A 19,739-nucleotide genomic window follows, 5' to 3' on the forward strand; every position below is an offset into this window, starting at 1 on the left:
AACCGAGCGCCGGGCACCCTCTTTCGCATTTGCAAAAAAACATGTAAGAGCCCGGGCAATGCAGTTGCGGCGTTCCCAAGACACGCCCCGAGCCCCCGGATACCCAAAACCATGAAAATGCGGAATATCGCGATCATCGCACACGTCGACCATGGGAAAACGACCCTTGTTGACGAAATTCTGAAGCAGTCCGGCTCGTTCCGCGACAACCAGCGCACCGTCGAGCGCATGATGGACAGCAACGATCTCGAAAAAGAACGTGGCATCACCATTCTCGCCAAGGCGACGTCGATCGAGTGGAAGGGCGTTCGCATCAACATCGTCGACACCCCCGGCCACGCCGACTTCGGCGGCGAAGTCGAGCGTATCCTGTCGATGGTGGACGGCGCCATCGTTCTGGTCGACAGCTCGGAAGGCCCGATGCCGCAGACCAAGTTCGTGGTCTCCAAGGCGCTGAAGGTCGGCCTTCGCCCGATCGTCGCGATCAACAAGATCGACCGTCCGGACGGCCGCCATGAAGAGGTCATCAACGAAGTCTTCGACCTCTTCGCAAACCTCGACGCGACCGACGAGCAGCTCGACTTCCCGATCCTCTACGGTTCGGGCCGCGATGGCTGGATGAACGTCAACCCGGAAGGCCCGAAGGATCAGGGCCTCGCCCCGCTGCTGGACCTCGTGCTCGAGCACGTCCCGGAGCCGAGCGTCGGCGACGAAGACGGCGCATTCCGCATGATCGGCACGCTGCTGGAAGCCAATCCCTTCCTCGGACGCGTCATCACCGGCCGCATCCATTCCGGCTCGATCAAGCCGAACCAGTCGGTCAAGGTCATGAGCCAGGACGGCAAGGTGGTCGAAACCGGCCGCATTTCCAAGATCCTCGCGTTCCGCGGCATCGAGCGCACCGCCATCGATGAAGCCCATGCAGGCGATATCGTCGCCATTGCCGGCCTTTCCAAGGGCACGGTTGCCGACACGTTCTGCGACCCGTCCGTGACCGAAGCGCTGGAAGCTCAGCCGATCGATCCGCCGACCGTCACCATGTCCTTCCTCGTCAACGACAGCCCGCTCGCCGGCACCGAAGGTGACAAGGTCACCTCGCGCGTCATCCGCGATCGCCTGTTCAAGGAAGCCGAAGGCAACGTTGCCCTGAAGATCGAAGAATCCGAAGGCAAGGACTCGTTCTTCGTCTCGGGCCGCGGCGAATTGCAGCTCGCCGTTCTGATCGAAACCATGCGCCGCGAAGGCTTCGAGCTTGCCGTGTCGCGTCCGCGCGTCGTCATGCACAAGGATGAAGACGGCAATGTCCTGGAGCCGATCGAAGAGGTCGTGATCGACGTCGACGAGGAGCATTCCGGTGTCGTCGTGCAGAAGATGTCAGAGCGCAAGGCCGAACTCGCCGAGCTTCGTCCCTCCGGCGGCAGCCGCGTCCGTCTCAAGTTCTTCGCCCCGACGCGCGGCCTCATCGGCTACCAGTCGGAACTGCTGACGGACACCCGTGGCACCGCGATCATGAACCGTCTGTTCCACGACTATCAGCCCTTCAAGGGCGAAATCGGCGGCCGCACCAACGGCGTTCTTCTGTCCAACCAGTCGGGCGAAGCCGTGGCCTACGCGATGTTCAACCTGGAAGACCGCGGCCCGATGATCATCGAGCCCGGCGAAAAGGTTTATGCCGGCATGATCATCGGCATTCACTCTCGCGACAACGACCTCGAGGTCAACGTGTTGAAGGGCAAGCAGCTCACCAACATCCGTTCGGCCGGCAAGGACGAAGCCGTCCGCCTGACGCCGCCGATCCGCATGACGCTCGACCGCGCGCTCTCCTGGATCCAGGACGACGAGCTGATGGAAGTCACGCCGAAGAACATCCGTCTTCGCAAGACCTACCTCGACGCCAACGACCGCAAGCGCTTCGGCAAGGGCGGCAAGGGCGCCGCCGCTTAAGGCTTCAGACCCCATCTGACGACCAGAGCCCTGCCTTGCAAAAGGCGGGGCTTTTTTGTGCCCGACGCTCAAGGTCTCTCCTTTGACGGCGCACCCCGCTGAGGCCGTTACAAGGCCATCAAGGCCGCAGACAGTGATCGGACGCAGAAGCCTCCTCAGAAGCTCCCAAGGAACCACAGGAGCCTCTTCTGCTTGCCAGGCGCGATGGCCGCGGGATGATGGGCATCCTCCCCACGTCGCTCAGTGACGCCCCCAACCTCAAGCCATAAAAAAACCCCGCCTCTCGCAAGGCAGGGTTTTTGAACAGAAGAAAGTGAGACGCTTACGCGGCTTCTTCTTCCTGAGTTTCGTCTTCATCGACCGTCTTGCCGCGCTTGGGACCCTTGGCAAGGTTTGCTTCGACGAGACGCACGGCCTCGGTGCCGGACATCTTGTTGACAGCGGCGATTTCGCGGGCCATGCGGTCCAGAGCGGCTTCATAAAGCTGCCGTTCGGAATAGGACTGTTCCGGCTGGTTCTCGGCACGGTACAGGTCGCGAACGACTTCCGCGATGGCGATCAGGTCGCCGGAATTGATCTTGGCATCATATTCCTGCGCGCGGCGCGACCACATGGTCCGCTTGACGCGAGCCTTGCCTTGGACGACCTTCAACGCACGCTCGACGAAATCCGTTTCCGACAGCTTGCGCATGCCGATGCTGACGGCCTTGGCAACCGGCACCTTCAGACGCATCTTGTCCTTGTCGAAATCGATCACGAACAGTTCGAGCGACATGCCGGCGACAACCTGCTCTTCGATAGCGACGATTTGTCCAACACCATGAGCCGGATAAACGATCGATTCACCGATTTTGAAGCCATGGCGCGTGGAGGATTTTTTCTGCTGGGTCGTCATTCGTTTCAAAAACTCCCTGTTACGCTCCCGGCATGGGCCGGGGTCGGGTCAGTCAGGCCCGGGATGGACGGGCATCCTGCGGGTCACTCCTTACTGAAACGCACCAGACGAATTCAAACGCTTCGGCAAACAGATCACACACAAGCAACGGACGTTGCATGGAGACATGAACCGTGACGAAGGAGAATTTGCTTTCGTGATGGTTTCGGGCACACAAAAGTGCCACGATGTGGATCAGTATCGAGATACTACCACAAAAATCTGCCGAAATCAATGTTTTGCTTAAGCCACAGGCAAGCGTCGCCGCGTGTCGTTAAAAACGGCGTGCCGGTTTCCCTTGAGGAGACCGTTATCGAATCACACGCTGCGGAGAGCGTGGCTTGGCGACCTTAGTCACCTTGACCCGGGTTGGGCGAGAAGAACTTTTCGTACTTCCCCTCGATCCCGTCCATTTCCTTGGCTTCCGGCATCTCGTCGCGCTTGATCGTGATGTTCGGCCACTGCGTCGCGAAGTCGGCGTTCACCTTGAGCCACATGTCGAGGCCCGGCTCCGTATCAGGCTTGATCGCGCCAGCCGGACATTCCGGCTCGCAGACGCCGCAGTCGATGCATTCGTCCGGATGGATGACCAGAAAGTTCTCGCCTTCGTAAAAGCAGTCGACCGGGCACACCTCGACGCAGTCGGTGTACTTGCAGCGAATGCAATTGTCGGTGACGACGTAGGTCATGCTCTCACTCCAGTCGGTCTCGTCTCAAACCCGGGCGCTTGGGATGCCTTGGGGTGAGCGAGGATCATACAGCTTTGGCCCGATGGGCCCGATCTTCAGAAGAACCGCACGGTCCGGTGCCTCGTTGCGCCGGCCCGCAGCCAGGGCCTGCATGAGCCTTTCGTGGCTTGAGCCCGATCGTCGGGCCGCGGCGCACGTCGCCCTTGGCATTCCCAGGTGTTGTTGCGTGAGGTAACGGCTTTGACCAACCTTTGCAAGGCTCTTGCGTTCCAATCGGAGGCGCGGAAACGGAGGATTTTACTCCTCGCCGCCGATATCCCATCCGTCCTGCAACCGGTCGATCTCCCGGCGCTCGCGCTTGGTCGGGCGGCCGCTTCCCGGCTCCCGCGTCGCCTGTTCGAAGGGCGTCAGCCGCTCTCCGGGAACCGGCACGGGCGTGAGATCGTCATAGAGCAACCGCGCTTCCTCGAAAGGGCCGCGCCGGCTGCCGCCGCTGCGCATGCGCACCGTGACGTCCCGCCGGTCGAGGGACAACATCACCACGTCGCCACCTTTCAGAGCATGCGAGGGCTGCGTGACACGGTGATCGTTGACGCGAACCTTGCCACCCTCGATCGCCTTCTGGGCGATCGAGCGGGACTTCGTGAGGCGTGTGAAGAACAGCCACTTGTCGAGGCGTTGGCGGGAGGCAGCCTCTGCTGGCGTGATCTCCTGTTCGGCCATGACGTCGCGGCTCCCTACTTCTTCATCTGCTCCTTGAGAGCAGCGAGCTTGGCGAAGGGCGAATCCGGATCGATCGGCTTATCCTTGCGCGGCGGGCGGGCCTCGAAGGTGGTGGGAGCCTGCGACTTGCCGTGGCCGCTGCCGGAGGGCTTGCCCCCCGGCCGGTCGTTGCGATCGCGGCGCTCGCCACGGTCGCCCTTATGATCGGGACGTGCGCCGTCTGCCGGCTTGCCGTCGCGGCCGCGATTGCGGTCCGGACGTCCACCGTCAGGGCGACCGCCGCCAGCCTTGCGCTCGCCGTCACGCTCGTCGCGACGACCCTGCGGGCGACCCTCGGCGGGTGCGGTACCGTCGGTCGGTGCGGCTGCTGTCTTGTCCTGGCCGGGACGGTTGCCGCCACGGCGATCGCCATTGCGGGCATCGCGCTGGCCGGGACGACGCTCGCCCTGGCGCTGGTTGTCGCTGCGCCCACCCGGACGCCAGAGAAGCACGGGCTTCACTTCGGCCTCGGGAGCCTCGCTTGCCACAGCGTCCGACGCGTCGGTAGCTGCTGCAATCGGTGCAGGCTCGACTGCCTCTTCAGAAACGGGCGTCTCTTCGGCGGCAGGCGCAACGTCGGTTGCCGACGCATCCGAAACGGCTTCGGTCTCGGCAGCAGGGACCGCTTCGACAGCCGTCTCCTCGGTCGCGACATCGTCAGCGCTGCCTTCGTCGGAAGCCTCTTCCACTGTCGCGGTATTGTCCGATGCAGCGGCATCATCCGATACCGCGACATCGCTCGTCTCGGACTCAGCTATCTCGGCGTCGGACGCCACGGTCTCTGCCTTCGGCGCGGCGTTGCTGGTTGCCGGTGCCTGCGCACCCAGGAACGCTGCGGCTTCCTCCGGCTTCACGCTGTCGGCGCGATAGCCAAGACCCTTCAGGATCTCTTCCATATCGTCGGGCGTCGCGCCGAGAATAGACAGCATGGCCGTCGTGGTCGTGAACCGGCGACCGTCATAGGCGCCTTCCGGCCGCACGGTCGTGCCCGGCTTCCACTGAAGGAGCGGTCGAATGAGATCCGCGAGACGTTCGAGAATGTCGATGCGCACCGCACGCTTGCCGAGGAAACGGAAACCGGCAAGCTTGTAGAACATGCGCTCATAGGACGGATCGGTGACGATCGACGTGCGACCGGCGGCGAGAACCGGAATGAGGTCGCCGTAACCGGGCTTGTCGAGGCCGTCGTTCTTCAGCGCCCAGAGGAGCGTGATCAGTTCGGCCGGCGCCGGCTTCAGGAGCGCCGGCATGAAGATGTGGTAAGCGCCGAAGCGGATGCCGTGGCGGCGGATGGAGGCGCGGGCTTCCTGATCGAGCGACTTCACGTCTTCGGCGACGTCGCGCCGGAAGAGGACGCCGAGGCTTTCGACCAGCTGGAAGGCGAGGCCCTTGGCAAGACCCTGCAGGTCTTCGGCGCGCGACAGGTCGTCGAGCGGCTTCAGGACGGTCGCGATGTGATGATTGACGTAGCGCTCGATGCGGGCGGAGACATGATCGCGTGCCGCACCCTGCAGCTGATCGTCGGCCAGCAGGATGACGCGGGGCCGCATGATGTGGTCGCTGGCCGCGAGCCGCGCGACAGGGTCGCCCAGCCAGCGGACGAGGCCGTCGGACGACAGCGCCAGATCGGCATTGCCGGCAGCGTGCAGACGTGCCGCGCGGGCCTCGAACTCCAGCGCCAGCGCCTTCTGGGCTGCCCCCTGCACGGCGCGGGCATCCAGCCCGTCCGTCGTGGTGGCCAGCACGAACCGGAAACCGGTGAGTTGTCCCACATGATGTCCTTCCACGAAGACATCGCCATTCACACTGATTTCCGCTTCCAGCATCGCATTCTCTCTCAGCCGCTTCATGAGCACAGATGTCCTGCGGTCAACGAACCGTTTCGTCAACCGTTCATGTAACGCGTCGGACAATCGATCTTCGATTTCCCGCGTCTTTTCCTGCCAGTGTGTCGGATCGGCAAGCCAACCGGGCCGGTTCGACACATAGGTCCACGTTCTGATCTGCGCGATTCGCGCCGACAGCGTGTCGATTTCCCCGTCGGTATGGTCTGCCCGGCGCACCTGCTCGGACATGAAATCCTCGTTGACGGTGCCACGCCGGACGAGGTCGGAGTAAATATTCGCAATCAGATCGGCATGCTGCGCAGGCGCGATCCGACGGTAATCGGGAAGCGCGCAGGCTTCCCAGAGCTTTTCCACCGTCCGCGCGTTCGTCGCAAGCGCCTTGACTTCGGGAAGCGTCGTCAGGAATTCGAGCGCCTGCTGATCGACCGCCGGAAGCGCCCGTGTCAGCCCGTGCACGGCAGGTGGTGCTTCCAGTGTCTTCTTCAGCGTCGCCACCGACGTGAAGTCGAGGGCCTTGGAACGCCATTGCAGGACCCGCACCGGGTCGAACTGGTGTTGCTCGATGCGATGGACCAGTTCGTCATCGAACGGCTCCACGCGCGAGGTCACCCCGAATGTCCCGTCCCGCAGATGTCGGCCGGCGCGGCCTGCGATCTGCGCGAGTTCGCCCGGATTGAGATTGCGGAACTGGTAACCGTCATATTTGCGGTCCTGCGCGAAGGCGACATGGTCCACGTCGAGGTTGAGACCCATGCCGATCGCATCGGTCGCCACGAGATATTCGACCTCGCCTTCCTGATAGAGCGCGACCTGCGCATTGCGCGTGCGGGGGCTGAGCGCACCGAGCACCACGGCCGCACCGCCGCGCTGGCGACGGATCAACTCCGCGATCGCATAGACCTCGTCGGCCGAGAAGGCGACGATGGCAGAGCGCTGCGGTAGGCGCGTGATCTTCTTGGAGCCGGCATAGAGCAGTTGCGACAGGCGTGGTCGCTCGACGATGGTGATGCCCGGCAGGAGATGTTCAAGAATCGGCCGCATGGTGGATGCGCCGAGCAGCAGCGTTTCCGACCGTCCGCGCAGATGCATCAGCCGGTCGGTGAAGATGTGGCCGCGCTCGAGATCGCCTGCCAGCTGGACCTCGTCGATAGCGACGAAGGCCGCCTTAGTCTCGCGCGGCATCGCCTCGACGGTGCAGACGGAATAGCGGGCGAGATGCGGCGTGATCTTTTCTTCGCCGGTGATGAGCGCGACATTATGCGCGCCCACCCGCTCAACGACGCGCGTGTAAACTTCGCGGGCGAGAAGACGCAAGGGGAGACCGATGACGCCGGATTCGTGCGCGACCATGCGTTCGATCGCATAATGCGTCTTGCCGGTGTTGGTCGGGCCGAGGACCGCGATCACGCCGCGGCCACTCAAGATCATCGGTTGGTCAGGCACGTTTCAGACCTTGCGCATTGTATGGGCGGCAAACGGCAAAGCGTCCGCAGCGCGACACACATGACCACGCGGTGCGGGAAACACAAGGCCACGCCGGCAAAAAGACCGACCGTCGCAACGAGAGGAAACCGATTTCTCAGGTGAAGACCCGCAATTCCTTAAGCAAAGAACTGCCCGCCATTCGCCGACAGCGTCGATCCGGTGATGAACCCGGCATCGTCGGACGCCAGAAACACCACGCAACGCGCAATCTCCTCGGGCTCGCCGAGCCGGCCGACCGGGATCTGCGGAATGATCCGCTCGGCCAGCACCTTTTCCGGGACTGCGCGCACCATCTCCGTGCCGATATAGCCGGGACAAATGGCGTTGACGGTGATGCCCTTTGCGGCACCTTCCTGCGCGAGCGCCTTGGTGAAGCCGATGTCTCCGGCCTTGGAGGCGGAATAGTTGACCTGGCCCATCTGGCCCTTCTGCCCGTTGATCGAGGAAATATTGACGACGCGACCGAAATTGCGGTCCCGCATGCCCGACCAGACTGGATGCGTCATGTTGAAGAGGCCGTTCAGGTTGACGTTCACGACCTCGTTCCACTGCGACGGCGTCATCTTGTGGAACATGGCGTCGCGGGTGATGCCGGCGTTGTTGACCAGAACCTCGACCGGACCGAGCGCTTCCTCGATCGTGGCGGCACCTGCCGCACAGCTTGCATAGTCCGAGACATCCCACTTGAAGACCGGGATGCCGGTGACGTCGGAGAAGGCCTGCGCCTTTTCCTCGTTGCCGGCATAGTTTGCGGCCACGCGGTAACCCGCACCCTTGAGCGCAATCGAAATGGCAGCGCCGATGCCGCGCGTTCCACCCGTTACCAAGGCAACCCTGCTCATGCTCGTCCTCCCTCAATCGTTCTTTTCTTCAAGGTATTTCGTGTCGTCCCAGCCGACATTGGTGAAAATGAAAAGGCCGGCTCAGCGCCGGCCTCTGTCCAAGATCCTTCCTCAAAGACCCTCGACGCAGAGCGCGATACCCATGCCGCCGCCGATGCAGAGCGTGGCGAGGCCGCGCTTGGCGCCGCGGCGCTTCATCTCGAACAATAGCGTGTTGAGAATGCGCGCGCCCGAGGCGCCGATGGGATGGCCGATGGCGATCGCACCGCCGTTGACGTTGACGATCGAGGTATCCCAGCCGAGATCCTTGTTGACGGCGCAGGCCTGCGCGGCAAAGGCCTCGTTGGCTTCCACGAGGTCGAGGTCGGAGGCGGACCAGCCGGCCTTTTCCAGCGCCTTGCGCGAAGCCGGGATCGGGCCTGTGCCCATGATCTGCGGATGGACGCCGGCCGTCGCCCAGGAGGCGATACGGGCGAGCGGCGTGATGCCGCGACGAGCGGCTTCCTGCTCGCTCATCAGCAGCGTTGCCGCCGCCCCGTCATTGAGGCCGGACGCATTGGCGGCCGTTACGGTACCGTCCTTGTCGAAGGCCGGGCGCAGCTTCGCCATGCTCTCGATCGTCGCGCCATGGCGGATATATTCGTCGCTATCCACGGTCACGTCGCCCTTGCGCGTGGAGACGACGAAGGGAATGATCTCGTCGGTGAAGCGGCCGGCCTTCTGGGCGGCTTCCGCCTTGTTCTGCGAACCGAGCGCGAACTGGTCCTGATCGTCGCGCGACAACTGCCATGTCTTGGCGATGTTCTCGGCCGTCACGCCCATATGGTAGCCATGGAATGCGTCCGTCAGGCCGTCCTTGATCATGGTGTCGATCATCTTGAAGTCGCCCATCTTCACGCCCGAGCGCAGATGCGCGCAATGCGGTGCCATGGACATGGACTCCATGCCGCCAGCCACGATGATCGAGGCATCGCCCGTGGCGATCTGCTGCATGCCGAGCGCGACTGCCCGCAGGCCGGAGCCGCAGAGCTGGTTCATGCCCCAGGCCGTCTTTTCCTGCGGCACGCCCGCCTTCATGGCCGCCTGACGCGCCGGGTTCTGCCCCTCGCCTGCCGAAAGCACCTGCCCCAGGATGACCTCGTCCACCTCGGCCGCCTCGAGGCCCGCGCGCGCCAATACGCCCTTGATCACCGCGGCGCCCAGCTCGTGCGCCGGCGTATTGGCAAAGGACCCATTGAACGCGCCGACGGCGGTTCGACCCGCGCTGGCGATGACGATGGATGGTGTGCTCATCACGGTCTCCTCCCTGAGAATGCAATCGGATCCGGCTGGCGAGACCCCTTGATGAGGCAAGACTGAACGAGGTTCTCGCGCAAGTCAAAGTGTAAGTGGGAGAAAGCTGCACGTCGTTACGCGAGCGTGATCACTGCAGCGCACAAAGAGATTGTCTTATGGCGCGATTTCCGCATATCCTCATGAAATGCTATAAAAACAGCAATTTGGGGAGGAGACCCTGATGGCGAAGCAGGATGGGCAGATCGTTATCAAGAAATACGCCAATCGGCGGCTCTACAACACGGGAACGAGCACCTACGTCACGCTCGACGATCTCGCGGTCATGGTCAAGAAGGGGGAGGAGTTCAACGTTCAGGACGCCAAGAGCGGGGACGACATCACCCATTCCGTCCTGACGCAGATCATCTTCGAGCAGGAAAGCAAGACCGGCAATACGCTCCTGCCGATCTCCTTCCTGCGCCAGCTCATCGCCTTCTACGGCGACCAGATGCAGGCGGTCGTGCCGAGCTATCTCGAACATTCCATGCAGGCCTTCACCGACCAGCAGGTGCAGATGCGCGAGCAGATCGGCAAGGCCTTCGGCGATACGCCTCTGAGCAAGAACCTTCAGGTGCCGCTGCAACTGGTCGAGGAACAGGTGAAGCGCAACACCGAGATGTTCCACCAGGCCATGCAAATGTTCTCGCCCTTCATGGCCGCCGCCCCGCAGGCGCGCGAACCGCGCAAGGCCGAGGCCAAGGACATCGATGAGCTGAAGGAGCAGCTGCGCGCGCTCCAGAGCAAGCTCGAGAACCTGACCTGAGGTCACGCCTCGTGCCGGGACGGACAGCGGACCCCGAAGGCCGCCATTTCCGTCCCCTGCACCCGCCTGCCAAAGCCGTCAGAGCCCGATCGAGACGTCCCGCCCGGCTGTGCGCATCGAGATAGTGAAGCCGGCGATGACGTCGATGAAGCTGATCGCCATCAGGATGAAGAAGACGTCGGTCGCAGCCCCCGCCACAGCCAAGAACTCGATCAGGAAGACGATGAAGAGCACCATCGACAGGATGTGATCGACCAACGTCTTGGAACTCGTCCGGGTGGCTTTGAGGATTTCCACGAACAGGAGGACCAGGCTGCCGACGATCAGGAGATCACCGACGCTCATGCTCCATGTCGCCCCCGACAGCATCGCGAGGCTCGTCACGGTATCCTCGAACACGGCGACGCCGCCCGCCCCGAGAGCCCCCGTCATGGCGAGGTTGTAGAGCGCGAACGGCAGGATCAGGAGCGGGATGGAAGCGAGCATGGCATGGTTCCTGGCTGGCGAAATCGTCTGGCCCTCGAAAAAGGCGTCGCCTCAGGTATGAACCAGCGATGTGCGCCAATCAAGGCAACGCCCAGCCGACCGGCAAGATACGGCATCATCGAAACGCAGAAAAGGCCGGCGCAATGGCCAGCCTTTTCCGTGATCTCGATCTTCTCGACCATCCGTCCGCAACATCGCACAAGGGCGTGCCTGCCGGACGGCAAGACGATCAGCTTGCCTTCGGTGTCAGAACCTGACGACCGCGGTACATGCCGGTCTTCATGTCGATGTGATGCGGGCGACGCAGTTCACCGGAGTTCTTGTCTTCGATGTAGGTCGGGATCTTCAGCGCATCAGCAGAACGGCGCATGCCGCGCTTCGACGGGCTCGTTTTTCTCTTAGGAACAGCCATTTCAAACACTCCACGTATCGGGGGAAACCACCAGTCTGCGGACCGTTGAACGGGCCGGGATGAAGGCGTTTCAATCTCGGAATTGGCCGGGCTTATACATGCAGGATGCCATCTTGGCCAGACCCCACAGGTTTTTTTTGCCCAGGCATTGCGAACTTTCGAAAAGGTGCGCTCAGGCTTCGTCTTCCGGCACGATCCAAGTCTCCGCCAGCGCATCGGTCTGCCAGGCGAGAAAGGCCGGATGCGCCTTGACGGCGGCCATATAGGCGAGCGAAACCGGATCTTGCGTCAGCGCATAGATCTCCAGCCGGTTGACGACCGGTGCGAACATCGCATCCGCAGCCGTGAACCGGCCGAAGAGGAACGGCCCGCCGGATTTGGCCAGCGCCTGCGCCCAGATTGTCTCGATCCGCGCGACATCCTCCATCACGCCTTCGGGCAACGCGATCGCGCCGACCGGCCGGCGAATGTTCATCGGGCAGGCCCCGCGAAGCGCACGGAACCCCGCCAGCATTTCCATCGAGATGCTGCGTGCCACGACCCGGTCGACGAGATCCTCGGGCCATAGACCGGCCTCCGGAAAGAGTTCGGCGACATATTCGATGATTGCGAGCGATTCCCACACGCGAACCGCACCATGATGCAGCACCGGAACCCGGCCCGTCGGCGAAATCTCCCGGAAACGCGGATTACCGTTCGGAAAATCGAAGGGAATGACGACATCGGTAAAGGGCACGCCGCAGCCTTTGAGAGCGAGCCACGGCCGTAGCGACCAGGAGGAATAGTTCTTGTTGCCGACGTAAAGGACGAGGTCGCTCATGCTGGATCTCCGGTGACGGTCCCGGCGTTAGAGCAGACCCTTCAGAACCCATCCAATCAAACGGCGTGATTTCAGGGATAAAGGCACTTGATGTATCCGCCGGACGCCCCGGCCCGACGCTCGATCATGGAGGCAAGCCGTCTCAGCCCGCGGCCAGGCTTGCCGGCATTGCGGTCGATCGGATTGGGCAGGGAAACCGCGAGAAGGGCCGCCTGCCGTCGCGTCAGCTTGGAGGCCGGCACGCCGAAATGATGCTGGGCTGCGGCCTCCGCGCCATAGATGCCCGGCCCCCATTCGGCGATATTGAGATAGATCTCCATCAGACGTCGCTTGGTCCAGACGAAATCGGCCGCGAGCGCCAAGGGCAACTCCATGGCCTTGCGCACGAAGGAGCGGCCGTTCCAGAGAAACAGGTTCTTGGCCGTCTGCATGGGGATGGTGCTCGCGCCACGCGTCTGCTCGCCCTCCAGCGCGTCATCCACGACACCGCGCATCTGCACCCAGTCGACCCCGGCATGCATGCAGAACTGCCCGTCTTCCGACATCATCACCGACTGCACGAGATTGGGCGAGATCTTCTCGAACGGCACCCATTGCCGATCATAGCCGCGGAGAAGGGCCAGATCGCGCAGCATGAGCGAGGACACCGGATGCACGAAATTCGGCGAATAGAGGATGATCAGGGCGTAGGGCAGCAGGAGGAGAACGACCGCGACGACGAGAAGCTGACGCCACCGGCGCCTGATCCGCGCGAACATGCCTCGTTTGGCGTTTGACGGCAGTTCCTCATCTCCAGCTGTGTCCGGACCCCGCACGTCCTGACTTGCCGCATCCCGTCTGGCAGGATCCGTAGGGACGTCGTCGCGCAAGGACACGTCTTCGGCGCGAACCTCGCTTATCCCTTGCTCAGGGCTCGAAGCACGGACCTCAGCGGCATCGTGCTCGCTTGGCATATCGACCGGGAGCTTACGGAGGTCTGGCCCCCGCGATTCTGGCTCACGTGGTTCGGGTACGATATCCCAACTCTGATCGTCCCGACTGATCAACCCGTCCGTCGCCCCATCCGTACTCTCCGTCATAGTCTAAGATCGGGGGGATTTGAACGTCCTTTTCACCGCTGTCCCCGGTAGAGACGCGGTTGCCGGTGAAATTTATTGAACGCGCCGCACGCGCATGCCAAAGAGCCGCCATGAACGCAGCTGCCCAGACCTTCGATACCCAACTCCGGCAGAGTGCCGACCAGGTTACGGCCTGCCTCGAAGCGCTCCTGAGCGACACGGTCGCACCCGACGAGATCGCCCGCCCGCCCGCACTGCTCGCCGCCATGCGCCATGGCGTGCTGAACGGCGGCAAGCGACTGCGCCCCTTTCTGGTGATGGAAAGCACGGCGCTGTTCGGCGGAGATGCGCAAGCTGCCATCCGGGTGGCCGCTGCCCTCGAATGCGTGCATTGCTATTCCCTCGTCCACGACGATCTGCCGGCCATGGACGACGACGACCTGCGCCGCGGCCAGCCGACCGTCCACATCGCCTATGGAGAGGCGAATGCCATCCTCGCCGGCGACAGCCTGCTGACCCTCGCCTTCGACATTCTGGCAGGGCCAGAGACGGGGCTACCCGATGCCGTGAAGACGGCGCTCGTGCTGGCGCTCGCCCGCACCTCCGGCCTCGGCGGTATGGCCGGCGGACAGGCGCTGGATCTGGCAGCGGAAACGACCGCACCCGACGAAGAGGGCATCGTCACCCTGCAGGCGATGAAGACCGGTGCCCTCATCCGGTTTGCCTGCGAAGCCGGTGCGATCGTCTCCGGCACGGGTGCCGAAGACCGCGTGCGCCTGCGCCAGTTCGGCGAACGCATCGGCCGCGCCTTTCAGCTTGCGGACGACCTTCTCGACCTCAAGGCAGACGCTGAGACCATGGGCAAGGCGACCGGCAAGGACGAAGCCCGCGGCAAGGCGACACTGGTCGCCCGCCGCGGCACCGACTGGGCCGAAGCCGAACTCGCACGTCTTGTTGCAGAGGCCAGCACTCTCCTCGCGCCATATGGCGACGCAGCGAAAACGCTGATCGACGCCGCCGCCTTCGTCGCCAACCGCGATCATTAAGCCGAGGCGACCGTCGCGTCCCCCAACGCAGCCGCACGGGTTGTGTGACCGGCCTCCATCTACCGGATCAGCGCAGACTTGCCCCTCGGGAGATACGTGCCTGTCGGCGTATCGCTCTCGGCAGGTTTGCCGTCCTTGACGATCGTCCGGCCGCGCAGGAGCACGCGGGTGGGCCAGCCCTGGATGTCGAGGCCTTCGTAAGGCGTGTAGTCGGCGCCGTGGTGGAGAAGGTCGTTGGTGAGCGTGGTGCGCTTCTCGGGGTCCCAGAGGGCGAGGTCGGCATCCGAGCCGATGGCGATGGTGCCCTTGCGGGGATAGAGCCCGTAGAGCTTGGCATGGTTGGTGGCCGTGACCGCAACAAAGGTATTGAGGTCGATGCGGCCCCTCATCACGCCTTCGGAAAAGAGGATGGGAAGGCGGGTGGCAACGCCCGGAATACCGTTCGGGATCCAGCGGAAATGGCGCTTGCCCTTCTCGTTCAGCTTGCCCTCGGGGTCATCGAAGCGGAAGGGGCAATGATCGGAGGAGAACAGGTCGAACACGCCCTGTTCGAGGCCCTCCCAGCAGGCGTCCTGGCTCGCCTCGTCGCGCGGCGGCGGCGAGCAGACGTATTTTGCCCCCTCGAGCGCATCCTGATCGAGATCGTCCGCCGTCAGCATCAGATATTGCGGGCAGGTTTCGCCGGCGATCTTCTGGCCGCGCTGGCGGGCGCGCCGGATTTCCTCCATCGCCTCGCGGTTGGAAACGTGGACGATGACGATCGGCACATCGACGATTTCGGCAAGCGACAGAGCGCGGTGGGTCGCCTCACGTTCAGCCGCGACCGGCCGGGTCGTCGCGTGGAATTTCGGGGCGAACTTGCCCTCCTCCTCGTGACGGCCGATGAGGTAGCGGATGGCATCCTCGTTCTCGCAATGAACCATGACGAGCGCACCGGTGCGCCGCGCCGTGTCGAGCGTGGCGAGGATCTCGTCGTCGCGCAGCCGCAGGCCCTCATAAGTCATGAAGACCTTCATCGAGGTATAGCCGTCCTCGACCAGCGCCGGCACTTCCTGGCCGAGCACCTCCGGCGTCGGGTCGGTAATGACCATGTGGAAGGACACATCCACATGGCATTTGTCCTCTGCCTTCGCATGATAGATCTTCAGGGCTTCGCGCAGTGATTGGCCCTTCTCCTGTATGCAGAAGGCCATGACGGTCGTGTTTCCGCCAATGGCGGCCGAGCGGGTGCCGCTGTCGAAATCGTCGGCCATGACGATGCCGTCGCCGGAGGGCTGGTCGAGATGCACATGGCTGTCGATACCGCCGGGAAGGACGAGAAGGCCGGTCGCATCGATGATCTCGTCGGCGTCCGTCAGCTCCGCCGCGAGTGCGACGATACGGCCGTCGCGGATGCCGATATCGCTTTTGAACGTATCGGAGGCCGTCACCACCGTTCCATGGCGGATCACCGTGTCGAAGCGCATCGTTCTCTCCTTCTTGTATCCTGCATGGCCTGCTCAGCTCGCCTTGGCCAGCCCGGCATCACCCGCAAGGATGCGGTCGAGGGCAGCGGTAAAGCGATCGACCTCTTCCAGCGTGTTGTAGTGGACCATGGAAACCCGCAGCATGCCGCCATGGTCGGTGAGGCCGAGATATTCGGCAAGGCGGCGCGAGTGGAAATCGCCGAACCGCATGGCGATCTTCTCGGCGTCCATCGCCTTGCAAAGCTCGCCAGCATCACGGCCATCGAAGCGGAAGGCGATGGTGGGCACACGCGTATCGTTGCGGTTGGTCGCCTGGCCAACAATGCGGCAGTCGTTGCGCGCCCGGAGATAGGTGAGGAGCCGCTCGGCCAAGGCATTCTCCTGCGTCGTGATCGCCGAGAAGGCGGCCTCGATCTTCCGGCGGGTCGTGCCGGTCTCGCCGGCCTGCTCGCCCAGCGTCGCGAGATAATCGACGATGCCGCAGGTGGCATAGGCAAGCTCGTAGTTCGGGTTGCCGGGCTCCAGCTTGCCCGGCACTTTGTCCTTGCCGTAGAAGTAGTGGTAGAGCGTGTCGAGCTCCAGCAACAGGTCGTATTTGCCGTACATCAGCGCGTAGTGCGGCCCGTAGGTCTTGTAGAGGCTGAAGACGTAATAATCGGCATCGAAGGCCTGCACGTCCACGGCCCGGTGCGGCGCATAGGCAACGGCATCGACGCAGATCCGGGCGCCGCGCGCATGCACGAAATCGGCGATCTCGCGGATCGGGTTAACCGAGCCGAGAATGTTGGAGACGTGGGTAACGCAGACGAGCTTCGTGCGCTCGGTCATCAGCGGCGCGAGATCGGCTGGATCGAGCGTCATGGTTTCCGTGTTCAGCGGCCAGATCTTGAGCGTGATTCCAGCGGCCTGCAGCCGGTCCCAGGGGCCGATATTGGATTCGTGATCGCTGACGGTGATGACGATCTCGTCGCCCGGGGACAGCTGGCTCTGCATGGCACGGGCAAGATTCTGGAGAAGCGCCGTGGTCGAGCTGCCGAAGACGATTTCTTCCGGTCGGTTGGCGTTGACCAGATGCATGGCCGCCGTGCGTGCCTCGTAGAGCGCGCGGGCCGCCTCCTGCGACACGTCGTAGGAACCGCCGATCTGGACGTTCTTGTCGATCAGGAACGTATTGATGCGGTCGAGCGCGCCTTTGAGGATCTGCGATCCCCCGGCATTGTCGAAGAAGGCCCAGCCTTTGGCGAGCCCTGGAAACTGGCTGCGCACATAATCGAGATCGAGCGGCGTCGTGGTGGCCATCCGTGTTGTCCTCCGTATTGTTTTCTTGTTCAGTGGTTGAGGACAGCGCGCAGGAAGCTGCGCGTGCGCTCTTGCCTCGGGCTGTCGAAGATCTGCTCCGGCGTGCCGGCTTCCACCAGCCGTCCGCTGTCCATGAAGATGACGCGGTCGGCGACCTGGCGGGCAAAGCCCATCTCGTGCGTGACGATGATCATGGTCACGCCGGTGCCGGCGAGCTTGCGCATCACGTCCAGAACCTCTCCCACCATTTCCGGGTCGAGCGAAGATGTCGGTTCGTCGAAGAGCAGCACGCGCGGCTCCATGGCCAGCGCCCGGGCAATGGCCACGCGCTGCTGCTGTCCGCCGGAAAGCTGGGCCGGAAACTTCTCCGCCTGTTCGCCGATGCCGACGCGGGCGAGCAGGTCGCGGGCCTTGCGCTCGGCATCGGCCTTCACCGTGCCGCGCACCCGCATGGGCGCGAGCATGACGTTCTTCAGCACGGTCATGTGCGGGAAGAGATTGAACGACTGGAACACCATGCCGACCTCGGCCCGCACCTTGGCAAGCGCCTTGCCGGGTGCAACGCGGATACCATCGACCGTGATCGTGCTGTCCGCCGAGAAGGGCTCCAGATGATTGATGCAACGGATCAGCGTCGATTTGCCGGAGCCGGACGGGCCAATGACGCAGACGACCTCGCCCTCGGCGATATCGAGATCAATGCCGTGGAGGACCGTGAAGGTGCCATAGGCCTTGGTGAGGCCGCGGATGGAGATGATCGCGGGAACGGGCGTGGTGATGGTCGTGCTCATCAGCGTTTCCCCCGTGCGAAATGTTTCTCGAGGCGGGCGACGACGGCGACCATCGGCCAGAGCAGCAGGACGTAGATGATGGCGGCACCGATCAGCGGCGTCGGGTTGGCCGAGAGCGCCTGCGCCTGCGTCGCCTGTTTCAGAAGGTCCGGCATGGCGACGACGGAGGCGAGCGACGTGTCCTTCATGACGTTGATGCAATTGTTGGTGAGCGGCGGAATGACGATGCGGACAGCCTGCGGCAGGATGACATCGATCATCGTGTGCCTGTTGGAGAGGCCAAGCGCCGCCGACGCCTCGAACTGGCCATGCGGAATGGCCTCGATGCCGGCGCGGAAGATCTCGGCCGTATAGGCAGCCGACACCAGCGAGAGGGCCGTGACCGCAGAGAGGAAGGGCGACAGGCGGATGCCGACGAAAGGAAGCGCATAATAGACGACGATCAGCAGAACGAGCAGCGGAATCGAGCGGAAGATATCGATATAGATGCGGATCAGCAGCTTGAAGAAAGCCGGAGCGTAGAGCCGCGCGATGGCCAGGAACAGGCCGCCTGCAAGACCGCAGAGAATACTGGTGACGCCGATCTGCAGCGTGACCACAAGACCCCACATGAGCTGCGGCAGACTGTCGGCCAGCACCTGCATGTTGAAGAAGGTATTGATGAGATTCATGGCCGAAACGGCTCCCTGGCATCCGGCAGGACCTTTGTGCGATCCTGCCGGTGCGGTTGCGGCTTACTTGGCCTTGGGCATGTCCATGACGGCGACGGTCGAGGTCGTATCCTCGGCCTTGGCACCGAACCAGGTCTCGTGAAGCTTGGCGATGAAGCCTTCGCCCTTGAGCTTGGTGATCACGTCGTTGACCTCGGCAGCCAGCGGGTCGCCCTTGTTGAACATGATCGAGTATTTTTCGCCGGTCGGGATGCGCTCGACGACCTTCAGCTCCGGCTTGTCCTTGACGTAGTAGAGCAGCGCCGGAATGTCGGAGATGTAGCCATCGACGCGGCCGGCGACGAGGTCGAGCATGGCGGGCTGCAGGCCTTCGAAGCGACGGATCTCGCCCAGCTTGTACTCGACCTTGTGCGCGTCCGCCCACATGTCGCCGGTCGAGCCGGTATCGACGCCGACGACCTTCTCGCCCATGTCCTTGAGGCCGGTGATGCCGGAGGCGGCGGTCACGGTCAGCGACTGGTCGCTGTCGTAATAGGGCTGGGCGAAGCTGACGGAGGCCAGGCGCTTCTCGGTGATGGTGATCGAGGAGACCGCCATGTTGATGCGGCCGGACTGGACGGCCGGGAAGAGGCCGTTGAACGGCGTGTTGACGAATTCGACCGTCTTGCCGAGGCGCTTGGCGATTTCGTTGACGAGATCGACTTCGAAACCTGTCACCTTGCCGCTTGCATCTTCGAATTCCCACGGCACGTTGCCGATATTGGCACCGACCGTGAGATCGGCGGCGAGAGCGCTGGCCGTGCCAAAGATAGCGAGGACGCCGGCAAGAAGCGTTGTTTTGAGAGTGTTCGTTCGTGTCATGAGAGTTCCCCTTGTTTTTTGAACATGACTCAATCTACAGTGGCCTGACTGGTCAGACCAGTCAGGCCAAAAAAGCACGATGCTTTCCGCTTGGCAATGGCCGCGAACAAAATAGATTGGGCGCCTGTCTCTCGGATTTTGGACCCGGATACGGCAGGAATTGATATGTCGGCGGCAAGAGCTGGGGCGCCAGCGCCTATCGCCAAGTGCTTGAGGTGCGGAGTGGGG

Annotated in this window: 18 protein-coding genes; 3 read left to right on the forward strand and 15 right to left on the reverse strand. The window is 63.0% G+C overall.

Features of this window, described 5'->3' with window-relative positions; all coding sequences use genetic code 11:
• The first annotated feature begins 111 nt into the window (after window positions 1-111).
• Window positions 112-1,944 (forward strand): translational GTPase TypA, encoded by a 1,833-nt coding sequence (typA, locus tag G8E10_RS10385; RefSeq protein WP_110729831.1) that lies wholly within the window; start codon window positions 112-114, stop codon window positions 1,942-1,944.
• A gap of 322 nt (window positions 1,945-2,266) precedes the next feature.
• Here typA and G8E10_RS10390 read toward each other — a convergent pair whose 3' ends face one another.
• From G8E10_RS10390 to G8E10_RS10415, 6 genes are all read right to left on the reverse strand, one after another.
• Entirely contained in the window at window positions 2,267-2,839 is a 573-nt protein-coding gene (locus G8E10_RS10390; RefSeq protein WP_092930903.1) for a CarD family transcriptional regulator, read from the reverse strand.
• 389 nt (window positions 2,840-3,228) lie between these two features.
• Window positions 3,229-3,567, reverse strand: a complete 339-nt coding sequence (gene fdxA, locus G8E10_RS10395) for a ferredoxin FdxA (protein ID WP_110729830.1) — start codon at window positions 3,565-3,567, stop codon at window positions 3,229-3,231.
• A 297-nt stretch (window positions 3,568-3,864) separates the two neighbouring features.
• The gene (locus G8E10_RS10400) at window positions 3,865-4,290 is read right to left on the reverse strand and encodes an RNA-binding S4 domain-containing protein (protein ID WP_132448745.1); all 426 of its coding nucleotides are present in this window, start codon (window positions 4,288-4,290) and stop codon (window positions 3,865-3,867) included.
• Between the two features lie 14 nt (window positions 4,291-4,304).
• Window positions 4,305-7,604, reverse strand: a complete 3,300-nt coding sequence (locus G8E10_RS10405; RefSeq protein WP_167128554.1) for a helicase-related protein — start codon at window positions 7,602-7,604, stop codon at window positions 4,305-4,307.
• A 173-nt stretch (window positions 7,605-7,777) separates the two neighbouring features.
• Window positions 7,778-8,503, reverse strand: a complete 726-nt coding sequence (phbB, locus tag G8E10_RS10410) for a beta-ketoacyl-ACP reductase (RefSeq protein WP_132664805.1) — start codon at window positions 8,501-8,503, stop codon at window positions 7,778-7,780.
• A 111-nt stretch (window positions 8,504-8,614) separates the two neighbouring features.
• Complete coding sequence (locus G8E10_RS10415) at window positions 8,615-9,796, reverse strand: acetyl-CoA C-acetyltransferase (RefSeq protein ID WP_167128557.1); 1,182 nt, start codon at window positions 9,794-9,796, stop codon at window positions 8,615-8,617.
• A gap of 223 nt (window positions 9,797-10,019) precedes the next feature.
• Here G8E10_RS10415 and phaR point away from each other — a divergent pair, with 223 nt between their 5' ends.
• Window positions 10,020-10,601, forward strand: coding sequence for a polyhydroxyalkanoate synthesis repressor PhaR (gene phaR, locus G8E10_RS10420; RefSeq protein ID WP_092989602.1), 582 nt, complete (start codon window positions 10,020-10,022; stop codon window positions 10,599-10,601).
• 78 nt (window positions 10,602-10,679) lie between these two features.
• Here phaR and G8E10_RS10425 read toward each other — a convergent pair whose 3' ends face one another.
• From G8E10_RS10425 to mtgA, 4 genes are all read right to left on the reverse strand, one after another.
• Window positions 10,680-11,087 carry a hypothetical protein gene (locus G8E10_RS10425; protein WP_110801065.1) on the reverse strand — a complete coding sequence of 136 codons (408 nt, stop codon included), beginning with the start codon at window positions 11,085-11,087 and terminating at the stop codon, window positions 10,680-10,682.
• Window positions 11,088-11,316: 229 nt separating this feature from the next.
• The gene (gene rpmF / locus G8E10_RS10430) at window positions 11,317-11,499 is read right to left on the reverse strand and encodes a 50S ribosomal protein L32 (RefSeq protein ID WP_110801067.1); all 183 of its coding nucleotides are present in this window, start codon (window positions 11,497-11,499) and stop codon (window positions 11,317-11,319) included.
• Between the two features lie 172 nt (window positions 11,500-11,671).
• Window positions 11,672-12,319: a glutathione S-transferase family protein gene (locus G8E10_RS10435; RefSeq protein WP_167128560.1), complete on the reverse strand. Its 648-nt coding sequence runs from the start codon at window positions 12,317-12,319 to the stop codon at window positions 11,672-11,674.
• A gap of 71 nt (window positions 12,320-12,390) precedes the next feature.
• On the reverse strand, window positions 12,391-13,077 hold the full coding sequence (gene mtgA, locus G8E10_RS10440) for a monofunctional biosynthetic peptidoglycan transglycosylase (protein WP_110729823.1): 687 nt from the start codon (window positions 13,075-13,077) through the stop codon (window positions 12,391-12,393).
• Window positions 13,078-13,508: 431 nt separating this feature from the next.
• Between mtgA and G8E10_RS10445 the strand changes: the two genes are divergently transcribed.
• Window positions 13,509-14,423, forward strand: coding sequence for a polyprenyl synthetase family protein (locus G8E10_RS10445; RefSeq protein WP_167128563.1), 915 nt, complete (start codon window positions 13,509-13,511; stop codon window positions 14,421-14,423).
• Window positions 14,424-14,482: 59 nt separating this feature from the next.
• On the opposite strand, the gene hydA is transcribed toward G8E10_RS10445, so the two are convergent.
• The 5 genes from hydA to G8E10_RS10470 form a co-directional block, all read right to left on the reverse strand.
• Window positions 14,483-15,889, reverse strand: coding sequence for a dihydropyrimidinase (hydA, locus tag G8E10_RS10450; protein ID WP_167128566.1), 1,407 nt, complete (start codon window positions 15,887-15,889; stop codon window positions 14,483-14,485).
• 33 nt (window positions 15,890-15,922) lie between these two features.
• Window positions 15,923-17,188, reverse strand: a complete 1,266-nt coding sequence (locus tag G8E10_RS10455; protein WP_167128569.1) for a cysteine desulfurase-like protein — start codon at window positions 17,186-17,188, stop codon at window positions 15,923-15,925.
• 29 nt (window positions 17,189-17,217) lie between these two features.
• Entirely contained in the window at window positions 17,218-17,979 is a 762-nt protein-coding gene (locus G8E10_RS10460; protein WP_132448753.1) for an amino acid ABC transporter ATP-binding protein, read from the reverse strand.
• The gene (locus G8E10_RS10465; RefSeq protein WP_132448754.1) at window positions 17,979-18,650 is read right to left on the reverse strand and encodes an amino acid ABC transporter permease; all 672 of its coding nucleotides are present in this window, start codon (window positions 18,648-18,650) and stop codon (window positions 17,979-17,981) included. The genes G8E10_RS10460 and G8E10_RS10465 overlap by 1 nt, the downstream gene beginning before the upstream one ends.
• Window positions 18,651-18,713: 63 nt before the next feature.
• Entirely contained in the window at window positions 18,714-19,511 is a 798-nt protein-coding gene (locus G8E10_RS10470) for a transporter substrate-binding domain-containing protein (RefSeq protein WP_110801074.1), read from the reverse strand.
• Window positions 19,512-19,739: the final 228 nt, after the last annotated feature.

This window comes from Ferranicluibacter rubi, from assembly GCF_011603255.1.
Classification (GTDB): Bacteria; Pseudomonadota; Alphaproteobacteria; order Rhizobiales; family Rhizobiaceae; genus Ferranicluibacter; species Ferranicluibacter rubi.